General features: G+C 54.7%; 32 protein-coding genes. All 32 read right to left on the bottom strand.

Translation table 11 applies throughout. From position 1 onward, the window contains the following. Nucleotides 1-181 precede the first annotated feature (181 nt). On the bottom strand, nt 182-568 hold the full coding sequence (gene rplQ, locus ACW9IN_RS19645; RefSeq protein WP_003176402.1) for a 50S ribosomal protein L17: 387 nt from the start codon (nt 566-568) through the stop codon (nt 182-184). Between the two features lie 42 nt (nt 569-610). Further along, a complete protein-coding gene (locus ACW9IN_RS19640; protein ID WP_003176403.1) occupies nt 611-1612 on the bottom strand; it encodes a DNA-directed RNA polymerase subunit alpha in 1002 nt (333 codons plus the stop codon). 26 nt (nt 1613-1638) lie between these two features. Beyond that, entirely contained in the window at nt 1639-2259 is a 621-nt protein-coding gene (gene rpsD, locus ACW9IN_RS19635; RefSeq protein ID WP_457367425.1) for a 30S ribosomal protein S4, read from the bottom strand. 18 nt (nt 2260-2277) lie between these two features. Beyond that, nucleotides 2278-2667, bottom strand: a complete 390-nt coding sequence (gene rpsK / locus ACW9IN_RS19630) for a 30S ribosomal protein S11 (protein WP_002555466.1) — start codon at nt 2665-2667, stop codon at nt 2278-2280. 30 nt (nt 2668-2697) lie between these two features. Continuing rightward, entirely contained in the window at nt 2698-3054 is a 357-nt protein-coding gene (gene rpsM, locus ACW9IN_RS19625) for a 30S ribosomal protein S13 (protein ID WP_003194635.1), read from the bottom strand. A gap of 128 nt (nt 3055-3182) precedes the next feature. Continuing rightward, nucleotides 3183-3299 (bottom strand): 50S ribosomal protein L36, encoded by a 117-nt coding sequence (rpmJ, locus tag ACW9IN_RS19620; RefSeq protein ID WP_002555468.1) that lies wholly within the window; start codon nt 3297-3299, stop codon nt 3183-3185. A gap of 27 nt (nt 3300-3326) precedes the next feature. Beyond that, complete coding sequence (secY, locus tag ACW9IN_RS19615) at nt 3327-4655, bottom strand: preprotein translocase subunit SecY (protein WP_071485371.1); 1329 nt, start codon at nt 4653-4655, stop codon at nt 3327-3329. Next, on the bottom strand, nt 4656-5093 hold the full coding sequence (gene rplO, locus ACW9IN_RS19610; protein WP_003176407.1) for a 50S ribosomal protein L15: 438 nt from the start codon (nt 5091-5093) through the stop codon (nt 4656-4658). It lies immediately after the preceding gene. Between the two features lie 3 nt (nt 5094-5096). Continuing rightward, nucleotides 5097-5273, bottom strand: coding sequence for a 50S ribosomal protein L30 (gene rpmD / locus ACW9IN_RS19605; protein WP_003176408.1), 177 nt, complete (start codon nt 5271-5273; stop codon nt 5097-5099). A 2-nt stretch (nt 5274-5275) separates the two neighbouring features. Beyond that, on the bottom strand, nt 5276-5776 hold the full coding sequence (rpsE, locus tag ACW9IN_RS19600) for a 30S ribosomal protein S5 (RefSeq protein ID WP_010566852.1): 501 nt from the start codon (nt 5774-5776) through the stop codon (nt 5276-5278). A 3-nt stretch (nt 5777-5779) separates the two neighbouring features. After that, nucleotides 5780-6130, bottom strand: coding sequence for a 50S ribosomal protein L18 (gene rplR, locus ACW9IN_RS19595; RefSeq protein WP_003186037.1), 351 nt, complete (start codon nt 6128-6130; stop codon nt 5780-5782). 10 nt (nt 6131-6140) lie between these two features. Further along, complete coding sequence (gene rplF / locus ACW9IN_RS19590; protein ID WP_024077677.1) at nt 6141-6674, bottom strand: 50S ribosomal protein L6; 534 nt, start codon at nt 6672-6674, stop codon at nt 6141-6143. 12 nt (nt 6675-6686) lie between these two features. Next, nucleotides 6687-7079, bottom strand: coding sequence for a 30S ribosomal protein S8 (rpsH, locus tag ACW9IN_RS19585; RefSeq protein ID WP_457367424.1), 393 nt, complete (start codon nt 7077-7079; stop codon nt 6687-6689). 208 nt (nt 7080-7287) lie between these two features. Then, on the bottom strand, nt 7288-7593 hold the full coding sequence (rpsN, locus tag ACW9IN_RS19580) for a 30S ribosomal protein S14 (protein WP_457367423.1): 306 nt from the start codon (nt 7591-7593) through the stop codon (nt 7288-7290). 13 nt (nt 7594-7606) lie between these two features. Beyond that, complete coding sequence (gene rplE, locus ACW9IN_RS19575; RefSeq protein WP_003194642.1) at nt 7607-8146, bottom strand: 50S ribosomal protein L5; 540 nt, start codon at nt 8144-8146, stop codon at nt 7607-7609. 22 nt (nt 8147-8168) lie between these two features. Then, nucleotides 8169-8483: a 50S ribosomal protein L24 gene (rplX, locus tag ACW9IN_RS19570; RefSeq protein ID WP_003186046.1), complete on the bottom strand. Its 315-nt coding sequence runs from the start codon at nt 8481-8483 to the stop codon at nt 8169-8171. Nucleotides 8484-8494: 11 nt separating this feature from the next. Then, on the bottom strand, nt 8495-8863 hold the full coding sequence (gene rplN, locus ACW9IN_RS19565; protein ID WP_011063774.1) for a 50S ribosomal protein L14: 369 nt from the start codon (nt 8861-8863) through the stop codon (nt 8495-8497). A 23-nt stretch (nt 8864-8886) separates the two neighbouring features. Next, entirely contained in the window at nt 8887-9153 is a 267-nt protein-coding gene (gene rpsQ / locus ACW9IN_RS19560; RefSeq protein WP_003176419.1) for a 30S ribosomal protein S17, read from the bottom strand. Nucleotides 9154-9155: 2 nt separating this feature from the next. Then, complete coding sequence (gene rpmC / locus ACW9IN_RS19555) at nt 9156-9347, bottom strand: 50S ribosomal protein L29 (RefSeq protein ID WP_002555481.1); 192 nt, start codon at nt 9345-9347, stop codon at nt 9156-9158. Then, nucleotides 9347-9760 (bottom strand): 50S ribosomal protein L16, encoded by a 414-nt coding sequence (gene rplP, locus ACW9IN_RS19550; protein WP_003176421.1) that lies wholly within the window; start codon nt 9758-9760, stop codon nt 9347-9349. The genes rpmC and rplP overlap by 1 nt, the downstream gene beginning before the upstream one ends. Before the next feature lie 12 nt (nt 9761-9772). Then, nucleotides 9773-10459 (bottom strand): 30S ribosomal protein S3, encoded by a 687-nt coding sequence (rpsC, locus tag ACW9IN_RS19545; protein WP_027982006.1) that lies wholly within the window; start codon nt 10457-10459, stop codon nt 9773-9775. 13 nt (nt 10460-10472) lie between these two features. Beyond that, nucleotides 10473-10805 (bottom strand): 50S ribosomal protein L22, encoded by a 333-nt coding sequence (rplV, locus tag ACW9IN_RS19540; RefSeq protein ID WP_003103908.1) that lies wholly within the window; start codon nt 10803-10805, stop codon nt 10473-10475. Nucleotides 10806-10816: 11 nt separating this feature from the next. Beyond that, nucleotides 10817-11092, bottom strand: a complete 276-nt coding sequence (rpsS, locus tag ACW9IN_RS19535; RefSeq protein WP_085585806.1) for a 30S ribosomal protein S19 — start codon at nt 11090-11092, stop codon at nt 10817-10819. A 16-nt stretch (nt 11093-11108) separates the two neighbouring features. Then, entirely contained in the window at nt 11109-11933 is an 825-nt protein-coding gene (rplB, locus tag ACW9IN_RS19530; RefSeq protein ID WP_007924198.1) for a 50S ribosomal protein L2, read from the bottom strand. 14 nt (nt 11934-11947) lie between these two features. Continuing rightward, the gene (rplW, locus tag ACW9IN_RS19525; protein WP_457367422.1) at nt 11948-12247 is read right to left on the bottom strand and encodes a 50S ribosomal protein L23; all 300 of its coding nucleotides are present in this window, start codon (nt 12245-12247) and stop codon (nt 11948-11950) included. After that, the gene (rplD, locus tag ACW9IN_RS19520) at nt 12244-12846 is read right to left on the bottom strand and encodes a 50S ribosomal protein L4 (protein WP_457367421.1); all 603 of its coding nucleotides are present in this window, start codon (nt 12844-12846) and stop codon (nt 12244-12246) included. The genes rplW and rplD overlap by 4 nt, the downstream gene beginning before the upstream one ends. Before the next feature lie 12 nt (nt 12847-12858). Beyond that, nucleotides 12859-13494, bottom strand: coding sequence for a 50S ribosomal protein L3 (rplC, locus tag ACW9IN_RS19515; RefSeq protein ID WP_457367420.1), 636 nt, complete (start codon nt 13492-13494; stop codon nt 12859-12861). A gap of 80 nt (nt 13495-13574) precedes the next feature. Beyond that, the gene (gene rpsJ / locus ACW9IN_RS19510) at nt 13575-13886 is read right to left on the bottom strand and encodes a 30S ribosomal protein S10 (protein WP_003186070.1); all 312 of its coding nucleotides are present in this window, start codon (nt 13884-13886) and stop codon (nt 13575-13577) included. A 155-nt stretch (nt 13887-14041) separates the two neighbouring features. Further along, nucleotides 14042-15235, bottom strand: a complete 1194-nt coding sequence (gene tuf, locus ACW9IN_RS19505) for an elongation factor Tu (protein ID WP_401057898.1) — start codon at nt 15233-15235, stop codon at nt 14042-14044. Between the two features lie 27 nt (nt 15236-15262). Beyond that, nucleotides 15263-17410: an elongation factor G gene (gene fusA / locus ACW9IN_RS19500; RefSeq protein ID WP_457367419.1), complete on the bottom strand. Its 2148-nt coding sequence runs from the start codon at nt 17408-17410 to the stop codon at nt 15263-15265. Between the two features lie 30 nt (nt 17411-17440). Beyond that, a complete protein-coding gene (gene rpsG, locus ACW9IN_RS19495; RefSeq protein ID WP_007916467.1) occupies nt 17441-17914 on the bottom strand; it encodes a 30S ribosomal protein S7 in 474 nt (157 codons plus the stop codon). A 109-nt stretch (nt 17915-18023) separates the two neighbouring features. Beyond that, nucleotides 18024-18395 carry a 30S ribosomal protein S12 gene (rpsL, locus tag ACW9IN_RS19490; protein ID WP_003186084.1) on the bottom strand — a complete coding sequence of 124 codons (372 nt, stop codon included), beginning with the start codon at nt 18393-18395 and terminating at the stop codon, nt 18024-18026. Between the last annotated feature and the right edge of the window lie 142 nt (nt 18396-18537).

Genomic DNA, 18537 nt, shown 5'->3' with positions numbered 1-18537 from the left:
GGCGTGGGGAGAGTATTGACCAGGAAGATGACACCATCAAATTCATTAAATTGTGCGCACTGATAGAAAATAACTAAGACGTAATCAGAACAAATAGCCTGTTCCTTTATGTCGCATAACTTTTTGAACGCGCACAAAAAACCGGGCACGAGGCCCGGTTCTTCGCTTGCAGACTGTCGTCTTACTCGGCGCTTACAGCTTCGCCGGCAGTAGCACGATCAACCAACTCGACGTACGCCATTGGCGCGTTGTCGCCAGCGCGGAAGCCGCACTTGAGGATGCGCAGGTAGCCACCCTCACGGGTAGCGTAACGCTTGCCCAGGTCGTTGAAGAGCTTACCAACGATAGCTTTCGAACGAGTACGGTCGAAAGCCAGGCGGCGGTTAGCCAGGCTGTCTGTCTTGGCCAGAGTGATCAGCGGCTCGGCTACGCGGCGCAGTTCTTTGGCTTTCGGCAGTGTAGTTTTGATCAGCTCGTGCTCGAACAGCGACACCGCCATGTTTTGGAACATGGCCTTGCGGTGCGAGCTGGTACGGCTCAGGTGACGCCCACTTTTACGATGACGCATGGTTCATTCCTTACCAAACTGAACGTTCGGTGATTACGACGATCAGGCAGTCGCCTTGTCGTCCTTCTTAAGACTTGCAGGCGGCCAGTTGTCGAGGCGCATGCCGAGGGACAGACCGCGGGAGGCCAGAACGTCCTTGATTTCAGTCAAGGATTTCTTGCCCAGGTTCGGAGTCTTCAACAGTTCTACTTCGGTACGCTGAATCAGGTCGCCGATGTAGTAAATGTTTTCCGCCTTAAGGCAGTTAGCCGAACGTACAGTCAGTTCCAGATCGTCAACCGGGCGAAGCAGGATCGGATCGATCTCGTCTTCCTGCTCGATTACCACTGGCTCACTGTCACCTTTGAGGTCGACGAACGCAGCCAACTGCTGTTGCAGGATGGTTGCAGCACGACGGATTGCCTCTTCAGGATCCAGAGTACCGTTGGTTTCCAGATCAATAACCAGCTTGTCCAGGTTAGTACGCTGCTCGACACGGGCGTTTTCCACCACGTATGCGATACGGCGAACCGGGCTGAACGAAGAGTCAAGCTGCAAGCGACCAATGCTGCGGCTTTCGTCTTCATCGCTTTGACGCGAGTCGGCCGGTTCATAACCACGACCACGAGCTACGGTGAGCTTCATGTTCAGGGCGCCGTTAGACGCCAGGTTAGCGATTACGTGATCGGGGTTAACGATCTCGACATCATGATCCAGCTGAATATCGGCAGCGGTAACCACCCCCGAACCCTTCTTCGACAAGGTCAGCGTAACTTCGTCACGGCCGTGCAGCTTGATAGCCAGACCTTTAAGGTTCAACAGGATTTCAATTACGTCTTCCTGTACACCTTCGATGGCGCTGTACTCGTGGAGCACACCGTCAATCTCGGCCTCGACTACTGCACAGCCGGGCATTGAGGACAACAGGATGCGGCGCAGCGCGTTGCCCAGGGTGTGGCCAAAGCCACGCTCGAGAGGCTCGAGCGTGATCTTGGCGCGGGTTGGACTGACAACCTGCACGTCAATGTGACGGGGTGTCAGGAACTCATTTACCGAAATCTGCATGGATGCACCTATTTTCTAGCCCTTACTTACTTGGAGTAGAGCTCGACAATCAGGCTTTCGTTGATGTCGGCGGACAGATCACTGCGAGCTGGAACGTTCTTGAAAACGCCCGACTTCTTCTCAGCATCTACCTCTACCCATTCTACGCGGCCACGTTGGGCGCACAGCTCGAGAGCTTGGACAATGCGAAGTTGGTTCTTTGCTTTCTCGCGAACAGCAACCACGTCACCAGCACGAACCTGGTAGGACGGAACGTTTACGGTCTGACCGTTAACGCTGATCGACTTGTGCGATACCAGCTGACGGGATTCGGCACGAGTCGAACCGAAGCCCATACGGTATACAACGTTGTCCAGGCGGCATTCGAGCAGTTGCAGCAGGTTTTCACCGGTTGCACCTTTCTTGCCAGCAGCTTCTTTGTAGTAGCCGCTGAACTGACGCTCGAGAACGCCGTAGATACGACGGACCTTTTGCTTTTCACGCAGCTGGGTGCCGTAGTCGGACTGGCGACCGCGGCGTTGGCCGTGGATGCCTGGTGCTGCTTCGATGTTGCACTTCGATTCGATCGCGCGCACGCCGCTCTTCAGGAAGAGATCGGTGCCTTCGCGACGAGCGAGTTTGCATTTTGGACCAATGTAACGAGCCATTCTTTACAATCTCCTGGATTACACGCGGCGCTTCTTCGGCGGACGGCACCCGTTGTGCGGGATTGGCGTCACGTCGGTGATGCTGGCGATCTTATAGCCACAGCCGTTCAAAGCACGGACAGCAGACTCACGACCTGGACCTGGACCCTTGACGTTAACGTCGAGGTTTTTCAGGCCGTATTCCAGCGCAGCTTGACCAGCACGTTCAGCAGCTACTTGAGCAGCAAACGGGGTGGACTTGCGGGAACCGCGGAAACCCGAACCACCGGAGGTAGCCCAAGACAGCGCGTTACCTTGACGGTCGGTGATGGTCACGATGGTGTTGTTAAAAGAAGCATGGATGTGGGCGATGCCATCAACCACTGTCTTTTTAACTTTTTTACGAGGACGAGCAGCAGGTTTTGCCATGATAATTTTCCTGTCGATTCGCTGGGGCGATTACTTGCGGATCGGCTTACGCGGACCTTTACGGGTACGCGCGTTAGTCTTGGTACGCTGACCGCGTACTGGCAGACCACGACGATGACGCAGACCGCGATAGCAACCGAGGTCCATCAAACGCTTGATTTTCATGTTGATTTCGCGACGCAGGTCACCTTCAGTGGTGAACTTCGCCACTTCGCCACGCAGCTGTTCAATCTGCTCGTCGCTCAGATCCTTGATCTTAGCGGCTGGGTTTACCCCAGCAACTGCGCAAATTTTCTGCGCAGTAGTGCGACCAACACCATAGATGTAGGTCAGCGAGATAACAGTGTGCTTGTTATCTGGAATGTTAACGCCTGCAATACGGGCCATTCAGTGGGACTCCAATTGACAGCTACCTACGCCCCGGAAGCCAAGAAATAGGGCGCGAGATAATATCGCTGTAATAACAAATAATCAACCCGGCAGCGCACTAGCTGCCGGGCTTCAAGCAGATCACATCAGCCTTGGCGCTGTTTGTGACGCGGTTCCGCGCTGCAAATTACTCGAACAACACCTTCGCGGCGAATAATCTTGCAGTTACGGCACAGCTTTTTCACCGATGCACGAACTTTCATCACCAACTCCTCGAACCTTATGGGTACTCAGCGCAACATGCCGCTGCCGTAACCCTTCAGGTTGGCTTTCTTCATCAGGGATTCGTACTGGTGCGAAACGAGGTGCGATTGTACTTGGGACATGAAGTCCATCACAACCACGACCACGATCAGCAACGAGGTCCCGCCAAGGTAGAACGGAACGTTTGCTGCAACCACCAGGAACTGGGGCAGCAGACACACGGCCGTCATATAGAGAGCACCGAACAGGGTCAAACGAGTCAGAACGCCATCAATGTAGCGCGCAGACTGCTCACCTGGACGGATGCCCGGAATAAAGGCACCGGACTTCTTCAGGTTTTCCGCTACGTCTTTCGGATTGAACATCAACGCCGTATAGAAGAAGCAGAAGAAAATAATCCCTGCACTAAACAGCAGAATATTCAACGGCTGACCAGGAGCGATCGACTGAGAAAGGTCCTGCAGCCAGCCCATATTTTCAGACTGACCAAACCAGGTACCCAACGAAGCCGGAAACAGCAAAATGCTGCTCGCGAAGATTGCCGGAATAACGCCGGCCATATTCACTTTCAGCGGCAAGTGGCTGGTCTGCGCAGCAAAAACCTTGCGGCCCTGCTGACGCTTGGCGTAGTGAACAGCGATACGACGCTGACCACGCTCAATGAACACCACAAAACCGATAATCGCTACTGCCAGCAAACCGATGGCAACCAGGGCGAAGATGTTGATATCACCCTGACGTGCAGACTCGAAAGACTGCCCAATCGCTCTCGGAAGACCGGCGACGATACCTGCGAAAATCAACATCGAGATACCGTTGCCAACACCACGCTCAGTAATCTGCTCACCCAGCCACATCATGAACATCGCGCCAGCCACAAACGTGGATACCGCGACGAAATAGAAGCCAAAGTCACCAGTGAACGCAACACCCTGCCCAGCCAGACCAACGGACATGCCGATAGCCTGGACCAGAGCGAGGATGACAGTGCCGTAGCGGGTGTACTGGCTAATCTTGCGACGGCCAGCTTCACCTTCCTTCTTCAACTGCTCCAGTTGCGGGCTGACGGCGGTCATCAGTTGCATGATGATCGATGCCGAAATGTACGGCATGATCCCCAGTGCAAAGATGCTCATCCGTTCCAGCGCGCCACCGGAAAACATGTTGAACAAGCTAAGAATGGTCCCCTCATTCTGTCGAAACAGGTCTGCGAGTCGGTCCGGATTGATACCTGGAACCGGGATGTGTGCGCCTATTCGGTAGACGATAATCGCCAGGAACAGAAAACGCAGACGAGCCCAAAGTTCAGACATACCGCCTTTGCCGAGCGCAGAGAGAGCACCTTGCTTAGCCATTTATTCCTCGAACTTGCCGCCAGCTGCTTCGATAGCCGAACGCGCACCTTTGGTGGCGCCGATTCCCTTGCCGATAGTGACAGCGCGAGTCACTTCACCGGACAGCATGATTTTCACACGCTGTACGTTGACGTTGATCACGTTGGCATCTTTCAGGGTCTGCACAGTAACGATGTCGCCTTCCACTTTAGCCAGCTCGGACAAACGCACTTCTGCGCGATCCATGGCTTTCAGGGATACGAAACCGAACTTGGGCAGGCGACGATGCAGCGGCTGTTGACCGCCTTCAAAGCCTGGAGCGATGGTGCCACCGGAACGGGAGGTCTGACCTTTGTGACCACGGCCACCAGTCTTACCCAAACCGCTACCGATACCACGGCCCGGACGATGCTTTTCGCGACGGGAACCCGGCGCTGGACTCAGATCATTGAGTTTCATCGATTAACCCTCGACACGCAGCATGTAGTAAGCCTTGTTGATCATCCCGCGATTCTCGGGAGTATCCTGGACTTCTACAGTGTGACCGATGCGACGCAGACCCAGACCCTTAACGCACAGTTTGTGGTTAGGGATGCGGCCGGTCATGCTTTTGATCAGCGTAACTTTTACGGTAGCCATGATCAGAAGATCTCCTGGACGCTTTTGCCACGCTTGGCGGCAATGGATTCAGGGGATTGCATAGCTTTCAAACCTTTGAAAGTGGCGTGAACCACGTTTACCGGGTTAGTCGAGCCGTAGCATTTGGCCAGAACGTTCTGAACGCCAGCAACTTCGAGGACAGCACGCATAGCGCCGCCAGCGATGATACCGGTACCTTCAGAAGCAGGCTGCATGTACACCTTCGAAGCGCCGTGGGCGGACTTCATTGCGTACTGCAGAGTGGTGCCGTTCAGATCAACCTGGATCATGTTGCGACGAGCAGCTTCCATTGCCTTCTGGATCGCAGCAGGCACTTCACGCGACTTGCCACGGCCGAAGCCAACGCGCCCCTTACCATCACCTACCACGGTCAACGCGGTGAAAGTGAAGATACGGCCGCCTTTAACGGTTTTGGCTACGCGGTTAACTTGAACCAGCTTCTCGATGTAGCCTTCGTCGCGCTTTTGGTCGTTATTGGACATAACTTAGAACTCCAGCCCAGCTTCACGAGCAGCATCAGCCAGCGCCTTGACGCGGCCGTGGTACTTGAAGCCAGAGCGGTCGAAAGCCACCTGCGAGACGCCAGCGGCCTTAGCACGCGTAGCGACCAGCTGGCCAACCTTAGTGGCCGCGTCGATGTTGCCGGTGGCACCATCACGCAGTTCTTTATCCAAAGTCGAGGCACTTGCCAGGACTTTGTTGCCGTCGGCCGAAATGACCTGGGCGTAGATGTGCTGCGACGAGCGGAACACGCAGAGACGCACGACTTCGAGTTCGTGCATTTTCAGGCGTGCTTTGCGAGCGCGACGCAGACGAGTAACTTTTTTGTCGGTCATTTGCTATGCCCTACTTCTTCTTGGCTTCTTTACGACGGACGACTTCGTCCGCGTAGCGCACACCTTTGCCTTTGTACGGCTCTGGCGGACGGAAGTCGCGGATCTCGGCGGCCACTTGACCTACCAGCTGCTTGTCGATGCCCTTGATCAGGATATCGGTCTGGCTAGGAGTCTCAGCGGTGATGCCTTCCGGCAGTTCGTAATCCACTGGGTGCGAGAAGCCAAGGGCCAGGTTCAGAACCGAGCCTTTTGCTTGCGCTTTGTAACCAACACCGACCAGCTGGAGCTTGCGCTCGAAGCCTTGGCTTACGCCTTGGACCATGTTGTTCACCAACGCACGCGTGGTACCAGCCATTGCGCGAGTCTGTTGATCGCCATTGCGAGCAGCGAAACGCAGCTCACCAGCTTCTTCAACGATCTCAACGGACGAATGGATATTCAGTTCAAGAGTACCCTTGGCACCCTTCACCGAAAGCTGTTGGCCTGCGAATTTGACTTCGACACCGGCTGGCAGCTTAACGGGGTTCTTAGCGACGCGAGACATGCTTATCCCCCCTTAGAACACAGTGCAAAGAACTTCGCCGCCGACACCGGCAGCGCGCGCAGCACGATCAGTCATCACACCTTTGTTGGTGGAGACGATAGACACGCCCAGACCGCCACGTACTTTCGGCAGTTCTTCGGCGGACTTGTACTGACGCAGGCCTGGACGGCTAACGCGCTTCACTTCCTCGATGACCGAACGGCCTTCGAAGTACTTCAGCTCGATGGACAGCAGTGCTTTAACATCGCTGCTGATCTGATAACCCGCAATGTAACCTTCGTCTTTCAGGACTTTGGCAACAGCTACCTTCAACTTGGAAGATGGCATGCTTACGACGGACTTTTCAGCCATCTGGGCATTACGGATACGAGTTAGCATGTCCGCTAACGGGTCCTGCATACTCATGGGCTAGACGCTCCTAATACAAAAAAATTAGCCTTGCGGCTACATATGTCGCCGAGAATCTCCGAGCATAAAAAACCCGGGCTCAGGCGAGCCGGGTATTCTAGACACACTCCGGAAATGAAACAAGCCCCAAAAGGGGCTTGTTCCAGATTCAAGGCCACCGGCGGTCAGTCTCTTGCGAACCCGACCACCAGGACGTTGAAAGTACTTACCAGCTGGCTTTAACCAGACCCGGTACGTCACCACGCATTGCAGCTTCACGCAATTTGTTACGGCCCAGGCCGAACTTGCGGTAAACGCCGTGTGGACGACCGGTCAGGCGGCAGCGGTTACGCATGCGCGAAGCGCTTGCGTCACGTGGCTGCTTCTGCAGGGCAACTGTTGCTTCCCAACGCGCTTCTGGACTTGCGTTCAGATCAACGATGATAGCTTTCAGTGCTGCACGCTTCTGGGCGTACTTGGCAACCGTGAGCTGACGCTTCAGCTCGCGGTTCTTCATGCTCTTCTTGGCCATTTTCCTACTCCAATCAGTTGCGGAACGGGAATTTGAAAGCACGCAGCAAAGCGCGGCCTTCATCATCGTTCTTGGCAGTGGTGGTCAGGGTGATGTCCAGACCGCGGAGAGCATCGATCTTGTCGTAGTCGATTTCCGGGAAAATGATCTGCTCTTTCACGCCCATGCTGTAGTTGCCACGACCATCGAAGGACTTGGCATTCAGGCCGCGGAAGTCGCGAACCCGAGGCAGGGAGATCGACAGCAGACGATCCAGGAACTCATACATACGCTCACGGCGCAGGGTCACTTTGACGCCGATCGGCCAGCCTTCGCGGACTTTGAAGCCTGCGATGGACTTGCGAGCGTAGGTCACAACGACTTTCTGGCCGGTGATCTTTTCCAGGTCAGCAACAGCGTGCTCGATGACTTTTTTGTCGCCGATCGCTTCGCCCAAACCCATGTTCAGGGTGATTTTGGTGACGCGCGGAACTTCCATCACGTTCCCGAGCTTAAGTTCTTCCTTAAGCTTGGGGGCGATTTCCTTCCGGTAAATCTCTTGTAGTCGTGCCATGGTCTTATCTACCTAGCAGTGTTCAAGCATCAACCGCTTTTTGGGTCGACTTGAAGACACGAATTTTCTTACCGTCTTCTACTTTGAAACCAACGCGGTCAGCCTTGTTGGTTTCGCCGTTGAAGATGGCGACATTGGAAGCGTGCAGTGGCGCTTCTTTCTCGACGATACCGCCCTGTACGCCCGACATCGGGTTAGGCTTGGTATGACGCTTGACCAGGTTCAGACCACCAACAACCAGACGGTTGTCAGCGAGAACCTTCAGCACCTTACCGCGCTTACCTTTGTCTTTGCCGGCGATCACGATGATCTCGTCGTCACGACGAATCTTTTGCATGTCGGATCTCCTTACAGCACTTCTGGGGCGAGCGAGACGATCTTCATGAACTTCTCGTTGCGAAGTTCACGGGTCACTGGCCCAAAGATACGGGTGCCGATCGGCTCTTGCTTGTTGTTCAACAGAACAGCAGCGTTGCCATCAAAGCGGATAATGGAGCCATCAGCACGGCGAACGCCGTGACGAGTGCGGACTACAACAGCAGTCATCACCTGGCCTTTTTTCACCTTACCGCGAGGAATTGCTTCCTTGACGGTAACTTTGATGATGTCACCGATACCAGCGTAACGACGATGGGAGCCACCCAGCACCTTGATGCACATAACGCGGCGAGCGCCGCTGTTATCGGCCACATCGAGCATGGATTGAGTCTGAATCATATAATTTCTCCGACCCTTAGCCCTTAGACTTCCACAGCGCGTTCGAGAACATCAACCAGCGCCCAAGACTTGGTCTTGGCCAACGGACGAGTTTCACGAATAGTGACTTTGTCGCCGATGTGGCACTGATTGGTTTCGTCGTGCGCGTGCAGCTTAGTCGAACGCTTAACGTATTTACCGTAGATCGGGTGCTTAACGCGACGCTCGATCAGAACGGTGATGGTTTTGTCCATCTTGTCGCTGACAACACGGCCAGTCAGCGTACGGACAGTTTTTTCGGCTTCAGCCATGATCACTTACCTGCCTGCTGGTTGAGCACAGTTTTCACGCGAGCGATGTCACGCTTAACTTGCGAGAGCAGATGAGACTGCCCCAACTGGCCAGTTGCTTTCTGCATACGCAGATTGAACTGGTCGCGCAGCAGGCCGAGCAGTTGCTCGTTCAGCTGCTGTGCGGATTTTTCACGAAGTTCATTCGCTTTCATCACATCACCGTCCGTTTAACAAAGGAGGTGGCGAGCGGCAGCTTTGCAGCAGCCAGGGCGAAAGCCTCACGCGCCAGCTCTTCAGAAACACCCTCGATTTCATACAGGACTTTGCCTGGCTGAATCTGGGCAACCCAGTATTCGACGTTACCCTTACCTTTACCCATCCGCACTTCGAGAGGCTTCTTGGAGATCGGCTTGTCCGGGAATACACGGATCCAGATCTTGCCGCCACGTTTAACGTGACGGGTCAGAGCACGACGCGCTGACTCGATCTGACGAGCGGTGAGACGACCACGAGCAACAGACTTCAGCGCGAACTCGCCGAAGCTGACTTTGCTACCGCGCTGAGCCAGACCACGGTTGTGGCCGGTCATCTGCTTGCGGAACTTCGTACGCTTTGGTTGCAACATTTTGCGTACCCCTTACTTAGCAGCTTTTTTACGAGGCGCTGGTGCTTGTGGTTTCAGTTCTTCTTGGCGACCACCAATTACTTCGCCTTTGAAGATCCAAACCTTCACACCGATCACACCGTAAGTGGTGTGAGCTTCGTAGGTGGCATAGTCGATATCGGCACGCAGGGTGTGCAGTGGCACACGACCTTCGCGATACCATTCAGTACGTGCGATTTCAGCACCGCCGAGACGACCGCTCACTTGGATTTTGATGCCCTTGGCACCAATGCGCATGGCGTTCTGTACGGCGCGCTTCATGGCGCGACGGAACATCACACGACGCTCCAGCTGCTGAGCTACGCTCTGGGCAACCAGCATACCGTCGAGCTCCGGCTTGCGGATCTCTTCGATATTGATGTGCACAGGCACACCCATTTGCTTGGTCAGGTCCTGACGCAGTTTTTCAACATCTTCACCTTTCTTCCCGATAACGATACCTGGACGAGCGGTGTGGATGGTGATGCGTGCAGTTTGAGCCGGACGATGGATATCGATACGGCTTACGGACGCGCTTTTTAGTTTGTCTTGGAGATACTCACGCACCTTCAGATCTGCGAACAAGTAGTCCGCATAAGTCCGACCGTCTGCGTACCAGACGGAGGTGTGCTCCTTGACGATTCCCAGGCGAATGCCAATGGGATGTACTTTCTGACCCATCTCTTCGACTCCGTTACTTGTCAGCAACCTTGACAGTGATATGGCAAGACCGCTTGACGATGCGATCAGCACGGCCTTTGGCACGTGGCATGATGCGCTTCAGCGAACGCCCTTCGTTGACGAAAACGGTGCTGACCTTCAGGTCATCAACGTCAGCGCCTTCGTTATGCTCGGCGTTGGCTACGGCCGACTCCAGCACTTTTTTCATGATCTCGGCGGCTTTCTTACTGCTGAAAGCCAACAGGTTGAGCGCTTCGCCCACCTTCTTCCCGCGGATCTGGTCGGCGACCAAGCGGGCTTTCTGGGCGGAGATTCGAGCGCCCGACAACTTAGCGGCTACTTCCATTTCCTTACCCCTTAACGCTTGGCTTTCTTGTCTGCCACGTGCCCACGATAGTTGCGGGTACCGGCGAACTCGCCCAGTTTGTGGCCGACCATGTCTTCGTTCACGAGAACTGGGACGTGCTGACGACCGTTGTGTACAGCGATGGTCAGACCGACCATTTGTGGCAGGATCATCGAACGACGCGACCAGGTCTTAACTGGTTTGCGATCGTTCTTTTCCGCCGCCACTTCGATCTTCTTCAGTAGGTGAAGATCAATAAAAGGACCTTTTTTCAGAGAACGTGGCACTGTCGTATCCCTCTATTTACTTGCGACGACGGACGATCATTTTGTCGGTACGCTTATTACCACGAGTCTTCGCGCCCTTAGTCGGGAAGCCCCATGGCGATACCGGATGACGACCACCAGAGGTACGACCTTCACCACCACCGTGTGGGTGGTCAACCGGGTTCATGGCAACACCACGAACGGTTGGGCGAACGCCACGCCAGCGTTTGGCACCAGCTTTACCCAGCGAACGCAGGCTGTGCTCGGAGTTCGAGACTTCACCCAGGGTCGCGCGGCATTCAGCCAGCACTTTACGCATCTCACCAGAACGCAGACGCAGGGTCACGTAGACACCTTCACGAGCGATCAGCTGAGCCGAAGCACCAGCGGAACGAGCGATTTGCGCGCCTTTACCTGGCTTCAATTCGATGCCGTGTACGGTGCTACCAACTGGAATGTTGCGCAGTTGCAGAGCGTTGCCCGGCTTGATCGGCGCCAAGGCACCTGCGATCAGCTGGTCGCCAGCACTCACGCCTTTAGGGGCGATGATGTAGCGACGCTCGCCATCTGCGTACAGCAGCAGAGCGATGTGAGCAGTACGGTTTGGATCGTATTCGATACGCTCGACAGTGGCAGCGATGCCATCTTTGTCGTTGCGACGGAAGTCGACCAGACGATAATGCTGCTTATGGCCACCACCAACGTGACGCGTGGTAATACGACCATTGTTGTTACGACCACCAGACTTCGATTTTTTCTCGAGCAGCGGTGCGTGAGGAGCGCCTTTATGCAGCTCCTGGTTGACCACCTTGACCACAAAACGGCGGCCAGGGGAAGTCGGTTTGCATTTAACGATTGCCATGATGCACCCCTTCCTTACTCAGCACTGCTGCTGAAATCGAGATCTTGGCCTGGCTGAAGGGAGATAACTGCCTTCTTCCAGTCATTACGCTTGCCCAGACCGCGAGCAGTGCGCTTGCTCTTACCCAGAACATTCAGGGTAGTTACGCGCTCTACTTTCACGCTGAACAGGCTTTCGACGGCCGTCTTGATTTCCAGCTTGGTTGCGTCGGTAGCAACCTTGAAAACGAACTGGCCTTTCTTGTCTGCCAGAACCGTAGCCTTTTCGGAAACGTGCGGGCCAAGCAGAACTTTAAATACGCGTTCCTGGTTCATCCCAGCAGCTCCTCGAATTTCTTCACGGCCGACACGGTGATCAACACCTTGTCGTATGCGATCAGACTAACTGGATCGGAACCTTGCACGTCACGTACATCAACGTGAGGCAGGTTGCGAGCAGCCAGGTACAGGTTCTGATCAACAGCTTCAGACACGATCAGGACGTCAGTCAGGCCCATGCCGTTTAGCTTGTTCAGCAGATCTTTGGTTTTCGGCGCTTCTACAGCGAAGTCCTGAACCACGACCAGACGATCAGTACGCACCAGCTCAGCGAGGATGGAGCGCAGAGCTGCGCGATACATCTTCTTGTTGAGCTTTTGGGAGTGATCCTGTGGACGAGCCGCGAAAGTGGTACCGCCGCCGCGCCAGATTGGGCTACGGATAGTACCGGCACGAGCACGGCCAGTACCTTTCTGACGCCATGGGCGCTTACCGCCACCAGAAACGTCGGAACGGGTCTTTTGCTGCTTGCTACCTTGACGGCCGCCGGCCATGTAGGCCACGACTGCTTGGTGAACGAGCGTCTCGTTGAATTCGCCGCCAAATGTCAGTTCGGAAACTTCGATCGCTTGAGCGTCATTTACGTTTAATTGCATGTCAGCTTCCCCTTAACCGCGAGCCTTGGCCGCTGGACGTACAACCAGGTTGCCGCCAGTAGCGCCAGGAACAGCACCCTTGACCAGCAACAGATTGCGTTCAGCGTCGACGCGCACTACTTCGAGGGACTGCACGGTCACGCGCTCAGCGCCCATATGACCGGACATTTTTTTGCCCTTGAATACACGACCAGGAGTCTGGCACTGGCCAATAGAGCCCGGGACGCGGTGGGAAACGGAGTTACCGTGAGTGTTGTCTTGGCCACGGAAATTCCAACGCTTGATCGTACCCTGGAAGCCTTTACCTTTGGACTGACCGGTCACATCGACCAGTTGACCAGCGGCGAAGATTTCAGCGTTGATCAGATCGCCAGCCTGGTACTCGCCTTCTTCAAGACGGAATTCCAGAACGGTACGACCAGCTGCAACGTTTGCTTTAGCGAAGTGGCCTGCTTGAGCAGCAGTCACACGCGAAGCACGACGCTCGCCGACAGTGACTTGCACTGCACGGTAGCCATCGGTTTCTTCAGTTTTGAACTGGGTGACGCGATTCGGCTCGATCTCAATGACCGTGACCGGAATGGAGACACCTTCTTCGGTGAAAATACGGGTCATACCCGCTTTACGACCGACTACACCAATAGTCATGTTGTAAACCTCATGAGTGTACGGGGCTTTCACCCGCTATGGCCGCCCATTTCAGAGCGTTACACGACTAAGACCGAGTCTTAGCCGAGGCTGATCTGCACTTCCACACCGGCCGCAAGATCAAGCTTCATAAGTGCGTCAACGGTTTTATCCGTTGGCTGGACGATGTCCAGAACGCGCTTATGAGTACGGATCTCGTACTGGTCACGCGCGTCTTTGTTGACGTGCGGGGAGACCAGAACGGTGAACCGCTCTTTACGGGTAGGCAGTGGAATTGGACCACGCACTTGAGCACCAGTACGTTTCGCGGTTTCCACGATTTCCTGGGTGGATTGGTCGATCAGGCGATGGTCAAAAGCCTTCAACCTGATACGGATTTGCTGATTTTGCATTGGATTTCAGACTCCGGCTGCTATTCCCACCGGGCGCAATACGCCCGTTAAAAGGAGGCGCAATTCTATAGACGCCCCAGATAGGTGTCAACCCAATAAAAAAGCCCCCGCTAAGCGGGGGCTTTTTCAAAATATCAAGCAGACTCTAAAGAGGCTTACTCGATGATTTTAGCTACAACACCAGCACCAACGGTACGGCCGCCTTCACGGATAGCGAAGCGCAGACCGTCTTCCATTGCGATGGTCTTGATCAGGGTAACTTCCATTTGGATGTTATCGCCTGGCATTACCATTTCAACGCCTTCTGGCAGCTGGCAGTTACCAGTCACGTCAGTAGTACGGAAGTAGAACTGTGGACGGTAGCCTTTGAAGAACGGAGTGTGACGACCGCCTTCTTCCTTGCTCAGAACGTAAACTTCTGCGGTGAACTTGGTGTGCGGCTTAACCGAACCCGGCTTAACCAGAACCTGACCACGCTCAACGTCGTCACGCTTGGTACCACGCAGCAGAACACCGCAGTTCTCGCCAGCACGACCTTCGTCGAGCAGTTTACGGAACATTTCAACACCGGTGCAGGTGGTGGTGGTGGTGTCACGCAGACCAACGATTTCCAGCGGGTCTTGTACCTTGACGATACCACGCTCGATACGGCCAGTTACCACAGTACCGCGACCGGAGATCGAGAATACGTCTTCGATTGGCATCAGGAACGGCTTGTCGATAGCACGCTCTGGCTCTGGAATGTAGCTGTCCAGAGTTTCTACCAGCTTCTTGACAGCGGTAGTGCCCATTTCGTTGTCGTCTTTACCTTCCAGCGCCATACGAGCGGAACCGATGATGATTGGAGTGTCATCACCTGGGAAGTCGTAAGTGCTCAGCAGGTCGCGCACTTCCATCTCAACCAGTTCCAGCAGCTCAGCGTCGTCTACCAGGTCAGCCTTGTTCAGGAAAACCACGATGTACGGAACGCCTACCTGACGGGACAGCAAGATGTGCTCACGAGTTTGTGGCATCGGACCATCGGCAGCCGAGCAAACCAGGATCGCGCCGTCCATCTGGGCAGCACCAGTGATCATGTTCTTCACGTAGTCAGCGTGACCTGGGCAGTCAACGTGAGCGTAGTGACGAATGTTCGAGTTGTACTCAACGTGCGCGGTGTTGATGGTGATACCGCGAGCTTTCTCTTCTGGAGCGCTGTCGATCTTGTCGAATTCAACAACTGCAGAACCGAAAACTTCGGAGCAGACGCGAGTCAGAGCTGCAGTCAGAGTGGTTTTACCGTGGTCAACGTGACCGATAGTGCCAACGTTGACGTGCGGAAGGGAACGATCAAATTTTTCTTTAGCCACGACAATTAACTCCTTGCCTAAAGGGGATTAGCCTTGTTTTTTAACGAGTGCTTCGACGATATTCGACGGAGCTTCAGCGTATTTGGAGAACTCCATAGAGTAGCTCGCGCGACCCTGGGACATGGAACGAACGTCGGTCGCATAACCGAACATTTCACCCAGCGGAACTTCGGCACGAATTACTTTGCCGGAGACCGAGTCTTCCATACCCTGGATCAGACCACGACGACGGTTCAGGTCACCCATCACGTCACCCATGTAGTCTTCAGGGGTTACCACTTCAACCTTCATGATCGGCTCAAGCACAACACCGCCGCCTTTGGAGGCCAGCTGCTTGGTCGCCATGGAAGCTGCCACCTTGAACGCCATCTCGTTGGAGTCGACGTCGTGGTAGGAACCATCAAACACGGTAGCCTTCAGGCCGATCAGCGGATAGCCGGCAACAACGCCGTTCTTCATCTGCTCTTCGATACCCTTCTGGATTGCCGGGATGTATTCCTTAGGAACCACACCACCTACGACCTCGTTTGTGAACTCCAGGCCTTCGGTAATGTTGCCTTTATCGTCCACTGCAGGCTGCGAGAAGCGAATCCAGCAGTGACCGAACTGACCGCGACCACCGGACTGACGAACGAACTTACCTTCGATTTCGACGTTGTCCTTGGTGATCTTCTCACGGTACGAAACCTGAGGCTTACCAATGTTGGCTTCCACGTTGAACTCGCGCTTCATGCGGTCAACAAGGATATCCAGGTGAAGCTCGCCCATACCGGAAATGATGGTCTGGCCGGTTTCTTCATCGGTCTTGACGCGGAACGACGGGTCTTCTTGAGCAAGCTTGCCCAGTGCGATACCCATCTTTTCCTGGTCCTGCTTGGTTTTCGGCTCTACGGAGAGCGAAATCACAGGCTCAGGGAAGTCCATACGCTCAAGGATAATCGGCTTGTCGGCATTGCACAGGGTGTCACCAGTGGTGACGTCCTTCATACCGATCAGAGCAGCGATGTCGCCTGCACGTACTTCCTTGATCTCTTCACGTTGGTTGGCGTGCATCTGAACCATACGGCCAACGCGCTCTTTCTTGCCTTTGACCGAGTTGATGACAGAGTCACCGGAACTCAGGAAGCCCGAGTAAACGCGAACGAAAGTCAGAGTACCAACGAACGGGTCGGTGGCAATCTTGAAGGCCAGAGCCGAGAACGGCTCATTGTCGTCAGCATGACGCTCGTCGTATTCCTCTGGAGTGACTTCCTCCTTCGGTTTATCGATCAGATCCGGGTGAATACCCTTGATCGCCGGGATCTCGGTCGGAGCAGGCAGATAGTCGATAACGGCATCGAGAACCAGAGGAACACCCTTGTTCTTGAAGGAAGAGCCGCAGACAGCCGGAACGATCTCGCTGGCCAGGGTGCGCGCACGCAGGCCTGCCTTGATCTCTTCGACGGACAGCTCACCTTCTTCAAGGTACTTGTTCATCAGCTCTTCGTTGGCTTCCGCAGCAGCTTCCACCATATTGGCGCGCCACTCTTCAGCCAGACTCAGCATATCAGCAGGAATTTCTTCCTCGCGATAAGTGGTGCCCTTGTCGTCATCGTTCCAGTAGATGGCTTTCATCTTGATCAGGTCGACCTGACCCTGGAAGTTTTCTTCCGAGCCGATAGCCAACTGAACAGGAACCGGGGTATGACCCAGACGGTTTTTGATCTGACCTACTACGCGCAGGAAATCGGCACCCGCACGGTCCATCTTGTTCACGTAAACAACACGTGGAACGCCGTACTTGTTGGCTTGACGCCATACGGTTTCGGACTGCGGCTCAACACCGGAAGTACCACAGAACACAACGACCGCGCCGTCGAGTACGCGCAGGGAGCGCTCTACTTCAATGGTGAAGTCTACGTGGCCCGGCGTGTCGATCACGTTCACACGATAGTTATCGTATTGACCGACCGAACCCTTCCAGAACGTGGTAACGGCAGCGGAAGTAATGGTGATACCACGCTCCTGCTCCTGCACCATCCAGTCGGTGGTAGCAGCGCCGTCATGAACCTCACCCATTTTGTGGCTGAGACCTGTGTAGAACAGGATCCGCTCGGTAGTGGTGGTCTTGCCCGCGTCAACGTGGGCACAGATACCAATGTTACGGTAGCGGTTGATTGCAGTAGTACGAGCCATAAAGCCCTCGCAAATTGAGTAACGCTGAATTTAGAAGCGGTAGTGCGAGAAAGCTTTGTTAGCTTCAGCCATACGGTGCACGTCTTCACGCTTCTTAACAGCAGCACCTTTACCTTCAGCAGCATCCAGCAGTTCGCCAGCCAAACGCAGAGCCATGGACTTCTCGCCACGCTTGCGGGCGAAGTCTACCAGCCAGCGCATTGCCAGAGCGTTACGACGGGAAGGACGAACTTCAACCGGAACCTGGTAAGTAGCACCACCAACGCGGCGCGACTTCACTTCGACCAGCGGAGCGATGGCGTCGAGTGCTTTTTCGAAGAGTTCCAGGGGATCGGTACCGGCCTTACGGGTCGCTACAGTTTCCAGGGCACCATAAACGATACGCTCGGCAACGGCTTTCTTGCCGCTTTCCATAACGTGGTTCATGAATTTGGCGAGGATTTGGCTTCCGTATTTCGGATCGTCCAGAATCTCACGCTTTGCTGCTACGCGACGTCTTGGCATTGATAAGCCCTCAAACGGTCTTCAGGTTAGTTCGGAACAGATCCCTGCGGATGCGTGCCCGACCTTACTCTTATCGACTCAATAAAATGAAAATCTGCAAAGCAGCCGATTACTTCGGACGCTTGGTACCGTACTTCGAACGACCCTGGTTACGGCCTTTAACGCCGGAAGTATCCAAGGAGCCGCGAACGGTGTGGTAACGAACACCTGGCAAGTCTTTTACACGACCGCCACGAATCAGAACCACGCTGTGCTCTTGCAGGTTGTGGCCTTCACCACCGATGTACGAGGAAACCTCGAAACCGTTGGTCAGACGCACACGGCATACTTTACGCAGTGCCGAGTTAGGTTTTTTCGGCGTAGTGGTGTACACACGGGTGCACACGCCACGACGTTGCGGGCAGTTCTGCAGCGCAGGCACGTCGGATTTCTCGACGATACGCTTACGCGGCTGACGTACCAGCTGGTTGATAGTTGCCATCTACTAGCTCCACTGTTGTCTTGCGACGCTATTGTCTTACAAGAAAAGCAAAATGGCAGGAACGCATTCCCGCCAAATTTAGGGGTACAAGAGTCTAAAGAGGATCTTGCCCCCAGTCAAGACAAGGCCCCGACCTCCCCTC

This window comes from Pseudomonas sp. SDO5271_S396, from assembly GCF_054071795.1.
This window is presented reverse-complemented; position numbering and strand designations above follow the sequence as displayed.